The sequence below is a fragment of the Pseudonocardia sp. DxW genome (assembly GCF_058448985.1).
The window spans coordinates 457,619-472,730 of record NZ_JBZFLK010000002.1 but is presented as its reverse complement, the minus strand read 5'-3'; the positions used below and the strand labels follow the sequence as shown (position 1 = coordinate 472,730).

General features: G+C 74.3%; 18 protein-coding genes. 7 read left to right on the top strand and 11 right to left on the bottom strand.

The window, feature by feature from the left end:
- Positions 1 to 107: 107 nt before the first annotated feature.
- Positions 108 to 1,136, bottom strand: coding sequence for a phosphotransferase family protein (locus tag ACVJO7_RS04960; RefSeq protein ID WP_491671909.1), 1,029 nt, complete (start codon positions 1,134 to 1,136; stop codon positions 108 to 110).
- A gap of 124 nt (positions 1,137 to 1,260) precedes the next feature.
- Here ACVJO7_RS04960 and ACVJO7_RS04955 point away from each other — a divergent pair, with 124 nt between their 5' ends.
- The 3 genes from ACVJO7_RS04955 to ACVJO7_RS04945 all read left to right on the top strand — a co-directional run bounded on the left by ACVJO7_RS04955 (position 1,261) and on the right by ACVJO7_RS04945 (position 3,927).
- Positions 1,261 to 2,298, top strand: coding sequence for an LLM class flavin-dependent oxidoreductase (locus ACVJO7_RS04955; protein WP_491671908.1), 1,038 nt, complete (start codon positions 1,261 to 1,263; stop codon positions 2,296 to 2,298).
- Between the two features lie 79 nt (positions 2,299 to 2,377).
- Positions 2,378 to 3,187 (top strand): alpha/beta fold hydrolase, encoded by an 810-nt coding sequence (locus tag ACVJO7_RS04950; RefSeq protein WP_491671907.1) that lies wholly within the window; start codon positions 2,378 to 2,380, stop codon positions 3,185 to 3,187.
- Between the two features lie 2 nt (positions 3,188 to 3,189).
- The gene (locus ACVJO7_RS04945; protein WP_491671906.1) at positions 3,190 to 3,927 is read left to right on the top strand and encodes an SDR family NAD(P)-dependent oxidoreductase; all 738 of its coding nucleotides are present in this window, start codon (positions 3,190 to 3,192) and stop codon (positions 3,925 to 3,927) included.
- Between the two features lie 46 nt (positions 3,928 to 3,973).
- Here ACVJO7_RS04945 and ACVJO7_RS04940 read toward each other — a convergent pair whose 3' ends face one another.
- The 3 genes from ACVJO7_RS04940 to ACVJO7_RS04930 are packed head-to-tail and all read right to left on the bottom strand — an operon-like array spanning position 3,974 to position 6,168.
- The gene (locus ACVJO7_RS04940) at positions 3,974 to 4,375 is read right to left on the bottom strand and encodes a nuclear transport factor 2 family protein (RefSeq protein ID WP_491671905.1); all 402 of its coding nucleotides are present in this window, start codon (positions 4,373 to 4,375) and stop codon (positions 3,974 to 3,976) included.
- Complete coding sequence (locus tag ACVJO7_RS04935; protein ID WP_491671904.1) at positions 4,372 to 5,025, bottom strand: TetR/AcrR family transcriptional regulator; 654 nt, start codon at positions 5,023 to 5,025, stop codon at positions 4,372 to 4,374. The genes ACVJO7_RS04940 and ACVJO7_RS04935 overlap by 4 nt, the downstream gene beginning before the upstream one ends.
- A gap of 51 nt (positions 5,026 to 5,076) precedes the next feature.
- Complete coding sequence (locus ACVJO7_RS04930) at positions 5,077 to 6,168, bottom strand: LLM class flavin-dependent oxidoreductase (RefSeq protein ID WP_344025363.1); 1,092 nt, start codon at positions 6,166 to 6,168, stop codon at positions 5,077 to 5,079.
- Positions 6,169 to 6,277: 109 nt separating this feature from the next.
- Between ACVJO7_RS04930 and ACVJO7_RS04925 the strand changes: the two genes are divergently transcribed.
- From ACVJO7_RS04925 to ACVJO7_RS04915, 3 genes are read left to right on the top strand one after another with little or no spacing between them, the layout of a single operon-like run.
- Positions 6,278 to 7,741, top strand: a complete 1,464-nt coding sequence (locus ACVJO7_RS04925) for a PucR family transcriptional regulator (RefSeq protein WP_491671903.1) — start codon at positions 6,278 to 6,280, stop codon at positions 7,739 to 7,741.
- A complete protein-coding gene (locus ACVJO7_RS04920) occupies positions 7,738 to 8,502 on the top strand; it encodes an SDR family NAD(P)-dependent oxidoreductase (RefSeq protein ID WP_491671902.1) in 765 nt (254 codons plus the stop codon). Before ACVJO7_RS04925 ends, ACVJO7_RS04920 begins: the two co-directional genes overlap by 4 nt.
- Complete coding sequence (locus tag ACVJO7_RS04915; RefSeq protein ID WP_491671901.1) at positions 8,502 to 9,797, top strand: acyl-CoA dehydrogenase family protein; 1,296 nt, start codon at positions 8,502 to 8,504, stop codon at positions 9,795 to 9,797. The genes ACVJO7_RS04920 and ACVJO7_RS04915 overlap by 1 nt, the downstream gene beginning before the upstream one ends.
- A 7-nt stretch (positions 9,798 to 9,804) precedes the next feature.
- Here the strand turns inward: ACVJO7_RS04915 and ACVJO7_RS04910 are convergent, their stop codons facing one another.
- From ACVJO7_RS04910 to ACVJO7_RS04880, 7 genes are read right to left on the bottom strand one after another with little or no spacing between them, the layout of a single operon-like run.
- Positions 9,805 to 10,320, bottom strand: coding sequence for a gamma carbonic anhydrase family protein (locus ACVJO7_RS04910; protein WP_358483936.1), 516 nt, complete (start codon positions 10,318 to 10,320; stop codon positions 9,805 to 9,807).
- The gene (locus ACVJO7_RS04905; RefSeq protein WP_491671900.1) at positions 10,317 to 11,285 is read right to left on the bottom strand and encodes a D-2-hydroxyacid dehydrogenase family protein; all 969 of its coding nucleotides are present in this window, start codon (positions 11,283 to 11,285) and stop codon (positions 10,317 to 10,319) included. The genes ACVJO7_RS04910 and ACVJO7_RS04905 overlap by 4 nt, the downstream gene beginning before the upstream one ends.
- Positions 11,286 to 11,295: 10 nt before the next feature.
- Positions 11,296 to 11,823, bottom strand: coding sequence for an O-acetyl-ADP-ribose deacetylase (locus ACVJO7_RS04900; RefSeq protein WP_491671899.1), 528 nt, complete (start codon positions 11,821 to 11,823; stop codon positions 11,296 to 11,298).
- Positions 11,820 to 12,593 carry a 5-formyltetrahydrofolate cyclo-ligase gene (locus ACVJO7_RS04895; RefSeq protein WP_491671898.1) on the bottom strand — a complete coding sequence of 258 codons (774 nt, stop codon included), beginning with the start codon at positions 12,591 to 12,593 and terminating at the stop codon, positions 11,820 to 11,822. Before ACVJO7_RS04895 ends, ACVJO7_RS04900 begins: the two co-directional genes overlap by 4 nt.
- A gap of 4 nt (positions 12,594 to 12,597) precedes the next feature.
- On the bottom strand, positions 12,598 to 12,852 hold the full coding sequence (locus ACVJO7_RS04890; RefSeq protein WP_344025347.1) for a DUF7218 family protein: 255 nt from the start codon (positions 12,850 to 12,852) through the stop codon (positions 12,598 to 12,600).
- Positions 12,853 to 12,861: 9 nt separating this feature from the next.
- Positions 12,862 to 13,344, bottom strand: coding sequence for an NUDIX hydrolase (locus ACVJO7_RS04885; RefSeq protein WP_491671897.1), 483 nt, complete (start codon positions 13,342 to 13,344; stop codon positions 12,862 to 12,864).
- Complete coding sequence (locus ACVJO7_RS04880; protein ID WP_491671896.1) at positions 13,332 to 14,009, bottom strand: GNAT family N-acetyltransferase; 678 nt, start codon at positions 14,007 to 14,009, stop codon at positions 13,332 to 13,334. The genes ACVJO7_RS04885 and ACVJO7_RS04880 overlap by 13 nt, the downstream gene beginning before the upstream one ends.
- Positions 14,010 to 14,239: 230 nt before the next feature.
- Here ACVJO7_RS04880 and ACVJO7_RS04875 point away from each other — a divergent pair, with 230 nt between their 5' ends.
- Positions 14,240 to 15,058, top strand: coding sequence for a DedA family protein (locus tag ACVJO7_RS04875; RefSeq protein ID WP_491671895.1), 819 nt, complete (start codon positions 14,240 to 14,242; stop codon positions 15,056 to 15,058).
- The last annotated feature ends 54 nt before the right edge of the window (positions 15,059 to 15,112 follow it).

Genomic DNA, 15,112 nt, shown 5'->3' with positions numbered 1-15,112 from the left:
CGGATCCGCACGGGTTCGCCGCGTTCGCACGGGATCCGATCCCGTGCGAACGCGGCGATCCCGTGCGAACAGCGAAGGGCGGGGCCGGGGCGGGGCCGGGCGGGTGGTCAGAGTCCGGCCAGCTGTGCCACGTGTTCCAGCCGGTCGACCGCGGCCCGGTGCAGATGGTCCCCGGTCGCCGGATCGGCCTGCCCGGCGTGCGCGCGGGCGTGCGTCCCCTCGATGACGATGGCCAGTTTGAACCCGGCGAGCACGGTGTACCAGTCGATCGCGGACAGGTCCCGGTCGGAGCCGCGGGCGTAGGTCTCGACCAGCTCGGCGGGCTCCGGGAGGCCGCCGAGCTCGGCGAGCGCGGCGCCGGCGAGCGGGCCGGGGCGGTCCGGCCAGGTGACGAGCAGCCAGCCGAGGTCGAGCAGCGGATCGCCGACCGTGCACATCTCCCAGTCGACGATCGCGGCGACCCGCGGCTCGACCGGATCGAGCAGCACGTTGTTGAGGTGGTAGTCGCCGTGCACCAGGCCGGGCCGGGACTGCTCGGGGCGGTGCGCCCGCAGCCAGGCGGCGAGCTCGTCGATGTGCGGGAGCCGGTGCCCGGGGTAGCCGGGGACCCAGTCGTAGGACGCGAGATGGTCCAGCCAGCGCTGCACCTGCCGTTCCAGGAACCCGGCCGGCCGGCCGAGGTCGCCGAGCCCGATCGCCTCGTGGTCGACCGCGGCGAGCCGGGCCAGCGCGGTCGCGGTGTCCAGTGCGGCGGCCCGGCGGGCGCTCGGGCCGGTGCGGTAGAGCGAGCCGACGGACGCGCCGGGATTGTCGCCGTCGACGGCGTCCATCAGGTAGAACACGACGCCGAGGACGTCGGTGTCGGTGCAGCCGGCAACGAAACCCGGGTGCGGCACGCCGGTGCCGGCCAGCGCGGACAGCACCCGGATCTCACGGGCCATGGTGGCGTTGCTGCCGGGCCGCGGATGCTCGGGCGGGCGGCGCAGCACCAGGTCCCGGTCGCCCCAGGTCAGCCGGAGCACGACGTTCTGGGTGCCGCCGCCGACCGGCCGGACGTCGGAGATCGGACCGGTCAGCCCGGTACGGTCGCCCCAGCGGGCCAGTGCGGTGAGATCGACGGTATCGGCGAGGGACACCGGGTGACGTTACGGCCGGTCCGCCCGGCTGTCGCGGGGGCGCGGCCGTCCGGTTTGGCGGAGTCGACAACGCGGCGGCCGGCCGGGGGGTGACAGCGCCCACCTCGGCGACCAGGGTGCCGCCATGACCAGCGTGCGCGAGACCTCCGCCGGTACCGGTCCGGCCTTCGGGCTCTGGTACGACTTCCGCAATCCGGTCCCGGACCGGCCCTTCGGCTCGTTCTACGCCGAGGTGCTCGACCAGATCTCCTGGGCCGAGCAGAAGGGCCTGGACTCGGTGTGGCTGACCGAGCACCACTTCTGCGACGACGGCTACAGCCCGTCGCCGTTCGTGCTCGCGTCGGCGATCGCGCAGCGCACGTCGCGGATGCGGATCGGGACCAACCTGATCGTCTCCCCGCTGCACGACCCGGTGCGGCTCGCCGAGGACTCGGCGACGCTGTCGCTGCTGTCCGGCGGCCGGTTCGATCTCGGCGTCGGGCAGGGCTACTGGGTCCGCGAGTTCGAGGCGTTCGGCCGGAAGGTCACCCAGCGGCCGAGCCTGCTCGAGGAGGGCGTGGAGGTGATCCGGCAGGCGTGGTCCGGCTCCGCGGCCGGTTACCAGGGCCGCCGCTACCGGTTGCCGCCGCTGCCGGTCACCCCGGTCCCGGAGACGCCGCCGCAGCTGCTGATCGGGGCGATGGCCGACGTCGCGATCGAGCGGGCCGCCCGGATCGGCGACGGCTTCCTGTCCACCCAGAACGCGCACCACCGCAGCTACCTCGACGCCCTGGAGCGGCTCGGCCGCCCGGTCGCCGACGCCCGGATCTACGCCGGCCAGTGGGCGATCGTCGCCGAGGACCCGGAGCGGGTGTGGTCCCGGATCGGGCAGCACGCGCTCTATCAGCTCAACGAGTACATCTCCTGGGGCGCGTTCGGCCCGCCGGACGAGGTGCCGCGGTTCACCGATCCGGCGCAGATCGTCGAGGCGGGCGCCTACCAGCTGATGGACGCCGAGATGGCGGTGACCCACTTCAGCGGGCTGCTCGCCGCGACACCGCAGATCCGGGACGTGCACTTCTGGGCGATGCTCCCCGGCGAGCCGGTGGACAGCGGCTCCGAGCGGATCGCCTACCTGGCCGACAAGGTCGTCCCGGCGGTCCGCGAACGGCTGCGGGCCTGATCCCTGGCCCGCACCGGACGACGGACGGCGGCGGCCGCACACGCAGCTCGACGCACACGACGAGAAGGAGTGATCGACGATGGCGTTCCTCGAGGTGGAGGACGGCAAGCGGGTGTTCTACGAGCACCACGCCGGGACCGGGCGGCCGGTGGTGCTGGTGCACGGCTGGGCCGCGAACGCGCGCTGCTGGGACACGACGCTGTCCGCGCTGCTCGCCGCCGGGCACTCGGTCACCACGATCGAGCACCGCGCCTGCGGCCGGTCGGACGCCGACTTCGCGGACGCCTCGATCGGCGCGATCGCCGGTGACGTGGTCGCGCTCGTCGAGCACCTCGGGCTGCGCGAGCCGGTGCTGAACGGCTGGTCGCTCGGCGGCGCCGTGGTCGTCGAGGCGGCCCGCCGGCTCGGGTCGAACCTGGGCGGCCTGGTGCTGACCGGCGGGGCGACGCCGCGCTACACCTCCGCCGACGGCTGGCCGTACGGCGGCACCCCGGACGACGTCGAGGGCGTACTCGCCGGGCTCGCCGCGGACCGGCCCGGCACCTTCCGCGCCGTCGCCGAGGCGGTCTGCGCGAAACCGGTCGGGGAGCCCGTCGTGCAGTCGATCTGGCTGGCCTTCCTGGAGTCCGGCCCGCGGTGCGGCGACACCCTGCGCGATCTCGCGCACATCGACCAGCGGGAGATCCTGCCGACGCTGGACGTCCCGGTCCTGCTGCTGGCCGGCCGGGAGGACGGCTTCGTGTCGTTCGACGCGGTCGCCGCCTCCCGCACGCTGTTCCCGGACGCACGGCTGGTCGAGTTCGGCGGCGTCGGGCACGCGCCGTTCCTGGAGGACGGCGATACCTACCGGACCGAGCTCCTGGGGTTCCTGGCCCGGTCGGGGAGCTGAGGGTGGGGCGGACCTGGGTGGTGACCGGCGGCTCCCGCGGGATCGGCCGCGCCGTCGTCGACCGGGCGCTCGCCGAGGGGGACACCGTGCACGTGCTGGCCCGGTCGGTGGACCGGGACGGCTGGCCGCCCGCGGTCCGGGACCGGGTGCTCCCGGTGCCGGCCGACATCGGCGACGCGGACTCGGTGCGGCGCGCGCTGGACGCCGTCGAGCGGGCCGCCGGCTCGGTCGACGTGCTGGTCCAGTCGGCCGGCGTGCACCGCGGCGGCCGGCTCGAACGGCTCGGCGACGACGCCTGGGACGAGGTGCTGACCACCAACCTGACCGGCGCGTTCCGGGTCGCGAGGGCGGCCCGGCCGCTGCTCGGCGAGGGCTCGTCGATCGTCAACATCGGGGCCGTCGTCGGGTTGCGGGGCTACCCGGGGGACGCCGCGTACGGCTCGGCGAAGGCCGGCCTGGCCGGCCTCACCCGGACCCTGGCGATGGAGCTCGCACCGGACGGCGTCCGGGTCAACCTGGTGGTGCCGGGCTTCGTCGACACCGAGATGACGGCCGGGCTCTCGGCGGGCTCGCGGGCCGCCGTGGTGGACGGGATCCCGCTGGGCCGCCCCGGCCGGGCCGGGGAGATCGCGGACGTGGTGTGGATGGTGGCCGGGGCGACCTACATGACCGGTTCGACGGTCGCGGTCGACGGCGGGCTGCTCGCCTCCTTCGGCGCCCCCCGCCCCCGGCGGGGCTGACCGACCGGGGCCCCGCAGCCGCACCGGCCGCGGGGCCCCGGCGGGATCAGGGCGCCACGAACACCGCGGTGGTGTGCTCGGTGTCCAGGTACTCCTTCACCGACGAGATGCGGCCGTCCCGCACGGTGAACAGGAAGTGGTACAGGTTGTTGTAGACGCGGCCGTTCTTCAGCTCGGTGTAGGACTCGGTCTCCACCGCGACCCGGTCGCCCTCGGCGGTGAAGGCCAGCGGGGTCAGCCGGATCGCGCCGCTCGTGGTCGACGCGGCGATCCCGGAGACCATCTCCCGGAAGCCGGCCTTGTCCTTGGTGCCGGAGATCCCGGGGATGGTGCCGGCCACCCACCAGGTCGCGTCGTCGGTCATCCGGTCCATGATCCCGTCGACGTCGCCGGCCGAGAACACCTCCATGAACTCGGTGACGATCTTCTTGTTCTGCTCGCTGCTCACGTGTCGCCGTCCCTCGTGGTCGGCCCGCCCCCGGCGGTGGGGGCGGGCGGGGCCAGCTGGCGGACGACCATCTCGGCGTAGCGGTCGGCGATCTGCTCGATCGTCAGCCGCCCGCCCGGGTCGAACCACTCGTTGGGCCCGTTGATCAGGTCCAGGATCGCCAGGGTGGCCAGTCGGGGGTCGGGGCAGTCGAACTCGCCCGCGTCGACCCCCTCGGCGAGATGCCGGGCGATCCTGCGCTGGTAGTCGCGCCGGTAGCCCTGCACGGCCTCCAGCCGGTCCGGGGACAGTGCGCGCAGCTCCCGTCCCGCGACGAGCCACGCGTCCCGGTTGGCGCCGATGTGCGTGATGTGCGCGCGCACCAGGCGGGTCAGCCGTTCGGCGTGGCTCTCCGGACCGTCCAGGAGCGGCATCTGCTCGACGACCATGTCGCGGTCCACGACGTAGATCGTGTGCAGGAGCAGCTCCTCCTTGCTCCGGAAGTGGTGGTAGAGCGACGCGGCCTGCATCCCGGCGGCGTCGGCGAGGGCACGCATGCCGACGCCGTGGTAGCCGTGTTCGCGGAACATGCGGCTCGCCAGCGCGACGAGCTCGGCCTTGCGGGCGCCTCCGCGGGAGGGCCGATGCCCGTCGCTCGGATCGACGTTCATGACCCGAGACACTGTCACTGTCCCCACCTCCGGTGGAGGCCGGGCGCCCGGTCAGGCGGGCACCGGCGCCGTCACACCCATCTTGTGCAGTTCGGGCACGACCTTCTCGCCGAACAGCTTCAGGCTGGCCCGGACCTTGTCGAACGGCAGGCCCGCGAACGACGGCGCCACGTTCGGCTGGTGGTCGCCGAACAGCTCCAGGCGGTGCCGGTACTTCTCGACGATCTGCTCCGGCGTCCCCCAGATCTGGGTGTCCGCGTAGCCGGCCGCGGCGGCCTCCATCCCGGCCTCGCGGATCATGTCCGCACCGGCCTGGTACGCCTCGTAGCCCTTCGTCTCGCGCCAGTGCTTCCCGGCGAAGTCGTAGTGCTTGACGACCGAGAGGAAGTACCGCGACAGGTACTCGCGGGCGGTCTGCTCGGCGACCTCCGGGTCCTCGTGGCAGTAGATGAAGTCCTGGGTGAGCACCGGGCCCGGTTCGGTGCCGTGGGTCTCCCGGTACACCTCGCGGTAGCGCTCGATCGCCGGGACGTGCTGCTCGGCCGGGTACTGCATGAAGGTCATCATCCGGGCGCCGATCTTCGCCACCGCGGGCACCGAGTCCGGGGACATCGCGACGCCGTAGAGCCTGCCGTCCCAGTCGTTCCCGGCCTCCGGGGCCGGGCGGATGTCCACCCGGGGCTGGTCGTAGTAGGTGCCGTGGTGCTCGACGTAGCCCTTCCGCAGGCCCTCGATGATCAGCGGGGCGGCCTCGTCGAACCGGCCGCGGGACTCGTTCATGTCCTGGCGGAAGCCCTCGTACTCCATCTTCGCCAGGCCGCGGCCCATCCCGAACACGACCCGTCCGCGGGACAGGATGTCGAGCATCGCGACCTTCTCGACGACCCGGAGCGGGTCGTTCCACGGCAGGATCACCGCGCCGGTGCCGAGCTTGATCCGGCTGGTCCGGCCGGCCAGGTAGGTCATCAGCTGCAGGTTGTCCGGGCACATCGAGTAGTCGTCGAAGTGGTGCTCGGCCGCCCAGGCGGAGTCGAAGCCGTACTCCTCGGCGAGCACGCCGAGCTCGGCCTCCTGGCGGAACATCTCCGCGTCGCTCAGATCCTCGTGCCAGTTCTGGAAGACAAGCAGGACACCGACATCCATGGCGGTTCGCCTTTCCTCGGATCAGGGGTTGCCTAACGATCGTTAGGGCTGCGAGGGTAGTGTGACTCGTCACAGCGGGTCAAGGCGCCGACGGAGGTGGCAGCGAGCGATGGCCAGACCCCTCACGGCCGAGCCGGACCCCGGTACGCGGCCCGGGCCGGTACTCGTCCCGGACCCGCCCGATCCGCTGGTCCGGCTGCTGGGCGGGCTGTCCGCCGCGGTGCTCGACGGCGCCGGGCCGGAACGCCTGGTGATCCGCGCCGCCGAGCTGCTCGGCCTGCCGGTGGCGCTGCGGTCGCCCGACCTGGGCCGGGTGCGCTGCTGGTCGGCACCCACCGCCTTCCGGCTGGACGCACCGCCACCGCTGCCCGCGACGGCGCTCGCCGTGCCCGGGGTGCGGCACGCCGTCGCGCGGCTCGGCCCGGCCCGGCCCTCGGTCGTCCTGCCGCCGGACCCGGTGCACGGCCCGGCCCGCCGGCACCTGCTCGCCGTGCTGACGGGGGAGGACGGCGTCGCCGGCTACCTCGACGTCGCCGAGCTCGGGCGTCCGTTGCGCCCGGCCGACATTCCGGCCGCGGAACAGGCGGCGGCGATCCTGTCGGTCCAGCTGCTCGGCGAGACCGTCGCCGAACGGGCGGTCGCCCGGGACCGCGACGACGTCCTCACCGATCTGCTGCACGGCACCCGGGACGAGCCGGACCTGCGCCGGCTCGCCGTCCGGGCCGGGCTCGATCCGGCCGCCGCCCACCTGCTGGTGCGGTTCCCGGTGCGCGACGGCCGCTCGGCGTCGGGCTGCCGGGACGCGGTCGCGGATGCGCTCGTCGGTGCGGCCGTCGGTGCGGCCGGCGGCGCTGTCGGAAGTGCTGTCGGAGGTGCTGTTGGAGGTACTGTCGGCGGTGCTGCCGGAGATGCGGCCGGCGGTGCTGTCGGCGGTGCTACCGGTGATGCGGTCGGTGACCTGCCCGGCGCGGTCCCGGCGGTGCTGCCCGGGCCGGACGCCGTGCTGGCGCTGCTGGAGCTGCCCGCGGATCCGGCCCCCGGCGGGCTCCGCGCCGTGCACCGCGCGCTGCGCGGACGGCTGGACCGGATCGCGGCCGCCACCGGGGTGCGGCGCGCGGTCGTCTCCGGCGCGGTCCGCGAGATCAGCGGCCTGCCCGCGGCACTCGCCGAGACCGGCGACGTCGACCGGCTGGCCGCCGCGCTCGGCGGGACCGCCGACGTCGTCGGGGTGCCGGAGCTGCGGACGCTGCGGCTGGTGGTGGACGGCGGCCGGGCCGCGGCCGCCGCCCGGTTCGCCGAGCAGTGCCTCGGCCCGCTGCGCCGCAGCGACGCCGAGACCGGCGGCGACCTGGTCGAGACCCTGCGCCGCTACCTGGCCGCCGGCGCCCAGGTCCGGGCGGCGGCCGCCCGGCTCGGCGTGCACGAGAACACCGTCCGCTACCGGCTCGGCCGGATCGAACACCTGACCGGGCTGGACATGCGCCGGTTCGACGCGCTGCTCACCGCCCAGCTCGCGCTGCAGGTGGACGTCCTCGCCGCCGGGGCGGCACCACTCCAGGAGGGAACACCATGACCGTGCAGGACACCCTGCAGGACCGGGTCGCGATCGTCACCGGCGCCGCCCAGGGCATCGGCCGGGCCACTGCCCTGCGGCTCGCCGCCGAGGGCGCCGTCGTTACCTGCGCCGACATCCGGGACTGCGCCGAGACCGTCGCACTCGCCGACAAGGAGGGCGGCCGGGCGGCGGCCGTCGAGCTCGACGTCCGCAGGGCAGCCGACTGGGAGCGTGCGGTCACCGCCGTGGTCGCCGAGTACGGCCGGATCGACCTGCTCGCCAACGTCGCCGGGGTGGTCAACCTGCTCAGCCCGGACACCGTCGTCGACCTCACCGAGGACGCCTGGCAGGTGGTGATCGACACCGACCTGAAGGGGGTCTGGCTCGGGATGCGGGCCGTCATCCCGCAGATGGTCGCCGGTGGCGGCGGGCGGATCGTCAACATCTCGTCGATGGCGGCGTTGCGCGGGCTGCCGAACCTGGCGTCCTACTCGGCGGCGAAGGCCGGGGTGGTCGGGCTGACCCAGCAGGCCGCGTTCGAGTACGCCGAGCAGGGGATCCTGGTCAACGCCATCGCGCCTGGCACCATCGACACCCCGATCCTCGCCGAGATCACCGACGAGATGCGCGAGGCCAACGCCAACGCCCACCTGATCCGCAGGCTCGGCCGCCCCGAGGAGATCGCCGCGATGGCCGCCTACCTGTTCCGGGAGGGCGGTTTCCAGACCGGGCAGACCGTGCCGGTGGACGGCGGCTGGGCCGCCAAGGGCAACTTCTGATGTGGGACTTCGAGACCGAGCCGGAGTACCAGGAGAAGCTGGACTGGGTGGACGGGTTCGTCCGGGACGAGATCGAGCCGCTCGACCTGGTGCTCGGCGACCCCTACGACAAGTCCGACGCGACCGCGCGCCGGCTGGTCCGGCCGCTGCAGCAGCAGGTCCGCGACCGCGGTCTGTGGGCCGCGCACCTGCGGCCCGACCTGGGCGGGCAGGGCTACGGCCAGGTCCGGCTGGCGCTGCTCAACGAGCTGCTCGGCCGGTCCCGGTGGGCGCCGACGGTGTTCGGCTGCCAGGCCCCGGACTCGGGCAACGCCGAGATCCTGGCGCATTTCGGCACCGACGCGCAGAAGCAGCGCTACCTGCAGCCGCTGCTCGACGGCGAGATCTCCTCCTGCTACTCGATGACCGAGCCGCAGGCCGGTGCCGATCCGACGCTGTTCACCACCCGCGCGGTCCCGGACGGCGACGGCTGGGTGATCGACGGCGAGAAGTGGTTCTCGTCGAACGCCCGGCACGCGTCGTTTCTGATCGTGATGGCGGTGACCGATCCGGACGCCGCGCCGCACGACCGGATGTCGATGTTCATCGTGCCCCGGGAGACGCCCGGCCTGACGATCGTCCGGGACGCCGGTGTCGGCACCGAGTCACCCGAGCACTCCAGTCACGCCTACCTGCGCTACGACGGCGTGCGGGTGCCCGGCGACCACCTGCTGGGGGAGCGGGGGCGGGCGTTCGCGATCGCCCAGACCCGGCTCGGCGGCGGCCGGATCCACCACGGGATGCGCACCATCGCCCAGATGCGCCGCGCGTTCGACCTGATGCTGGAGCGGGCGGTGTCGCGCAGCACCCGGACCGGCCGGCTCGCCGACATGCAGTCCACCCAGGACAAGGTCGCGGAGAGCTGGATCGACCTGGAGCAGTTCCGGCTGTTGCTGCTGCGGACGGCCTGGCTGATCGACCGGCACCAGGACTACCGGGCCGTGCGCAAGGACATCGCCGCGGTCAAGGTGGTGATGCCGCGGGTCTACCACGACGTGGTGCAGCGGGCGATGCAGCTGCACGGGGCGCTGGGCATCTCCAACGAGATGCCGTTCTCGGCGATGATGGTCGACGCCCAGGTGATGGCGATCGCGGACGGCCCGACCGAGGTGCACCGGCAGACCCTGGCCCGGCAGCTGCTGCGCGACGTCGAGCCGGGCGAGCCGCTGTTCGGGTCCGGGCACCTGCCGGCCCGCGCCGACGCGGCCCGCGCGCACGTCGCGGCCCGGCTGGAGCACCTGGTGGCGAACGCCTGACGCCGGATCAGCCGTCCGCGGTCGCGGCCCGGTGCTGCCCGAGCAGGTGCACGTACGCCTCGGCGGAGAGCGGGATGGACTTCCGCTCGTCGTCGGTGAGCTCGCGGCGCACCTTCCCGGGCAGCCCGGCGACCAGCGACCCGGGCGGGACGACGGTGCCCTGGGTGAGCACGGCGCCGGCCGCGATCAGCGAGCCGGAGCCGACCCGGACCCCGTTCATCAGCACCGCACCCATCCCGACCAGCACGTCGTCGTCGATGGTGCAGCCGTGCACGACGGCCCGGTGCCCGATCGTCACCCGCTCGCCGATGGTCACCGGGAAGTCCGGGTCGGCGTGCACGACGGTGCCGTCCTGCACGTTCGACCGGGCGCCGACGGTGATCGACGCGAAGTCGGCGCGGAGCACGCAGGTGTACCAGACACCGGCGTCCGGGCCGATCCGCACGTCGCCGGCCAGCACGGCGCCGGGGGCGATCCAGGCGTCGGCGTGCACGTCGGGCCGGTGGCCGTTGATCTCGATCACGGGGTTCCTTCCGGGGGGTCGATGACCCGGACCGGGGTGCCGGCCCGGAACGCGGCGACGTCGTCGGTGACGTCCGCGAAGTACTCGGCGTAGGACTGCCGGGAGGCGTAGCCGGTGTGCGGGGCGAGCACCGTGCGCGGGGCGGTCCGCAGCGGATGGTCGGCGGGCAGCGGTTCGGTGTCGTAGACGTCCAGTGCGGCGCCACCGAGCCGGCCGGGGTGCAGCGCGTCGAGCAGCGCCTGCTCGTCGACGATCGGGCCGCGCGAGGTGTTCACCAGCAGCGCGGTCGGCTTCATCAGGACCAGCTCGGCCGCGCCGACGGCGCCCGCCGACCGCGCGGACAGCACCAGGTGCACGCTGAGCACGTCCGCGGTGCGGAAGAACGTGGTGCGGTCCGGCGCCTCGACGCCGATCTCGGCGGCCCGCGCCGCGGTCAGGTTCGGGCTCCACGCCGTCACGTGCATGCCGAGCGCGCGGGCCACCGGCACCATCGCCGCACCCAGGGTGCCCAGCCCGAGCAGGCCGAGGGTGGATCCGGCGAGCACCGTGACCAGGCCGAGCTGCCAGCCGCCGGTGCGGATCGCGGCGTCCTGCGCAGGCAGGTTGCGGGCCAGCGCGAGCAGCAGCGCCCAGGTGTGCTCGGTGGTGCTCGCCCGCGCGGCGGGGCCGCGGGCACCGCAGACGGTGACGCCCCTGGCGTTCGCGGCGGCGACGTCGATCGAGGCGTTGCGCAGCCCGGTGGTGATCACCAGCCGCAGGTCGGGCAGCGCGTCCAGGACCTCGGCGGTGACCGGGGTGCGCTCGCGCATGCAGACCACGGCGTCGAACCCGCGCAGCCGGGCGACGAGCTGCGCCGGATCGGCGACGTGATCGGCGAAGGCGACCGCCTCGACGTCGCCGGGGAATCCGGTCAGCGACAGCGCGATCTGCTGGTAGTCGTCGAGCAGCGCGACGCGGAACGGCATGCCGGCGATCCTACGTCCGCACCGCGGCCTCGAAGGCCGCCTGGACGTCGTCGTTGAACAGCACGAACCGGGCGAGCGCGACGGACGTGTCCGCGGCCCGGACGGTCTCGACGGCGATCCGTGCGGCGTCCGGGATCGGCCAGCCGTAGATGCCGGCGGAGACCGCGGGGAACGCGACGGTGCGCGCCCCCAGCTCGTCGGCCACCCGCAGCGACTCCCGGTAGGCGCTCGCCAGCAGGTGCGAGCGGTCCTCGCGCTTCGCGTACACCGGGCCGACGGTGTGGATCACCCAGCGGGCCGGGAGGTCGCCGGCGGTGGTGGCGACGGCCTGCCCGGTCGGGAGACCGTCCGGGTAGCGCCCGGCGCGCAGCTCCCGGCACTCCGCGAGGATCGCCGGGCCGCCGCGGCGGTGGATGGCGCCGTCCACCCCGCCGCCGCCGAGCAGCGACGAGTTGGCGGCGTTCACCACGGCGTCGACCTCGGCCTCGGTGATGTCGCCGCGCTCGGTGCGGATCTCGGTGCGGATCTCGGGGCTCATCGGCGCGCCTCCTCGCGCAGCCGCCCCAGCAGCGGGATGGCCGCGATCTTCTCGTCGGTCAGCGACTCCCACACGATGCCGCCGTCGGGCCGGGTCCGCCGGTGCTCCCGGCAGTCGATCACCCGGTCCGGGGTGACGACGATGTCGACCGGCGCGTCGTGCGAGGCCCACGGGATCACCCCGGCGTCGCGCAGCTGCAGCTCGTGCACGGTGGTGACGACGAGGGTGTCGTCGGAGACCAGGCCGGCCTCGCGGGCCAGCGCGAACTCCAGGTCGGCGAATCCGCCGCCCTTGCCGAGCCGGGCGCCGTCCGCGCCGACCGCGACGCAGCCGGTGACGACCAGGTCGACCGGTTCCAGATCGGCGACGGCGATCCGGCGCGCCGAGCGGGTGGCGTGCGCGATCGAGACGGCCTTGCGCGGCGGATCGGCGAGGTGGTCCGGGTCGAGCAGGAAGAACGGATCGTCCTCGGCGAGCCGGGGGACGGCCATGTAGACGGTCTTGCCGTCCTCCAGCGCGTACCGGCGGACCGGCAGCTGCGCGGAGTCCGGGTTCGACTTGACGGTCCGGGCGGACCGCCACGCGTCCAGCTCGCGCAGCCGCCGGGCGGCCCGCTCGGCGCCGACGAAGTTGGAGATCCGGTTGCGGGCGCCCGGGAACCGGGCCGCGCGCTGCTCGGTCAGCGCCGTCCACACCTCGTCGCGCAGCTCCGCCTTGCGGGCGAGAGTCTCCGGGTCGCCCCCGGCGTCATGGTCGTGGCGGCGGCTCATCCGCTCAGTGTTCCCGCAGCGCCTCGATCAGCTGGTCGCGGGTCATGTCGGAGCGGCCCTCGACGCCGACCCGCTGGGCGCGCTGGTAGAGCTCGTCCTTCGTCATGTCCTCGTAGTCGCCGGACTCGCCGCCGCGGGCACCGACGGTGTCGCGGCCCTCCGCCGCCGCGGCGTTCGCGATCCGCGCGGACTTCTCCTTCGAGTTGCCCTCCTCGCGGAGCCGCTCGTACATCTCCTCGTCCTTGATGCTGCTCGCCATGGCTGGGGACTACCCGGCGACCAGCGCCTCCAACCGGTCCAGGAACGGCTGCTGGGCGACGACGATGCGCTCCCGCGCCGTCGCCAGGTCGCACCACTGCGCGCGGTCCAGCTCCGGGAACCGCAGCCGCTGCCCGGACCGGGGCGGCCACTCGATCTCGACCCAGCCGCCGTCGTCGGGCCGGTCGGCGACCGCGTCCGCGCCGTCGAAGCCGGTGCCGTCGAGGGCGAACACGGTGACGGTCTTGCGGGACTGCCGGACACTGCCGAGCGCGACCGGCTCGCCGTCCGGAACGGGACGGCCGATCTCCTCGGCGAACTCGCGCCGGGCGGCGTCGAGCGGGGTCTCGTCGGGGCCGTGCTCGCCCTTCGGGACCGTCCAGGCGTGCTCCTTGCGCGCCCAGAACGGGCCGCCCATGTGCCCGAGCAGCACCTCGGTGCCGTCGGGTCCGCGGCGGTGCAGCAGCAGCCCGGCGCTGGTCACGGGTGGCATCGTGGTTCCTCACGGTCGATCCGGTGCACGTGGTGCAGTGGCGGGTCGACCGGGTTGTCCGGGGCGAGATCGCCGGAGGCGACCCGACGGAACCCGGCCTTCTCCAGCGCGCGCCATGACGCCCGGTTCGCCGCGCACACCGGCACGATGATCGCGGTCGTGTCCGGGTAGTGCTGCCACACCCCCGTGACGGCGGCGGCCAGGATCCGCGGGCCGAGGCCGCGCCCGGTGAGCTCCGGCGGGCCGATCAGGTAGTCGATCGTGACGGCGCCGGGCGGGATCGCCACGATCGGCGCGATCTCCTCGACGTACCCGGGGAAGTCGTGCCAGCGGGCCCGCTGCAGCAGTCCGGCCGGGGTGCCGCCGACCGACACGACGAGGTCCTCGCCCGGTTCCTCGCCGCTCATCGTCGGGCCGAAGTCGCGCTGCACCGCCTCGGGGGAGGTCTCGTGGTTCCACCAGCGGCGCACGTGCGGCTCGGCCAGCCAGCCGGCCAGCATCGGGAGGTCGGCGGGGGTGAGCGGGCGGAAGGTGATCGCGCCGTGGGGTGTCGCGCTGTCAGGTGTCGTGGACTCGCCGGGTGTGGTCGCGCCCGGTGTGGCGCTGCGGGATGTCGTGGCGTCGACCGCTGCCGGCGCGTCGGCGGGTGCCGGATGCTCGGCCATGCCCGGACGGTAGCGGCGTGCGGGGAACCGGGCAGCCGGTTATCCGCGGGGTGGAGCTCTGCCGGTCGCCCGCCCGGTCGCCCGCCGAGTCTCGCGCCCGGTCGCTCGTCCGCGGGGACGAGACCGCCGCGGCGCCGAGCTCGTCCCCGCCGACGACGTGTCGGGACGGCGCACCGTTTAGCGTCGTCACGGACGCGGCGTGCGGGGGTGCGCCGCAGGAGGGGGAGACGGTGAGCGACGAGGAGCAGCAGCCGGCCGCGGCGGCCGGGACGACCCGGGCCCGGCGGGGCCGGTGGTCACGGCGCGAGTACACCCCGGAGGAGATCGAGGCCGGCAAGCAGGCGTGGCGCGACGCGGTCCCGTGGGAGACCCCGATGAACCGCGGCGACAAGATCCTGGTCTTCTCGACGCTCGGGATCATGGCCGTGATGCTGCTGTCGCTGCCGCTGCGACCGTTCCTGCTCGCCACCCACCCGGTCGCGCTGAGCGTCGTCACCGGCAGCCTGTCGGCGATCGGCGCCGGGGCGGCGTTCGCCCGGATCGGCGAGATCGAGCTGTGGCTGGTGATCGTCGCCGGGATCATCGGGATGATCAAGTTCGACTGGCTGTTCTGGCTCGCCGGACGCCGCTGGGGTCCCAAGGTCGTGACCTTCTTCGCGCCCGGTGACGTCGCCCAGCGGTTCGTCGCCCGGGTCCGGGCCTGGCCGCGCTGGGCGATGCCGCTGGTCGTCGTCGCCGCCGCGCTGCCGGGCATCCCGGCGGTCGCGGTGTTCGCGCTGGCCGGGCTCGGCCGGATGCGGCTCGGCACGTTCCTGCTGTTCGACGCGATCGGCGCGGCCATGATCACCGGCCTGGTCGCCGGGCTGGGCTACGGCCTGGGCCAGCAGGCGGTCGACGTGGTGCTGGCGATCGACCGGTACGCGCTGTGGATCAGCCTCGCGCTGGTCGTGTTCGTCGCCTGGAGCTCCGGCCGCAGGCAGAAGGCCGCGCCCCCGGCGACCTCCGCGCCCCCGGCCGGTCCGGCCACCCCCACCGACGGCGCCGGCTGACCGCGCCACCCGCGCCCGGCCCACACACCCGCGGCCCCGGCCGACCGCGCCACC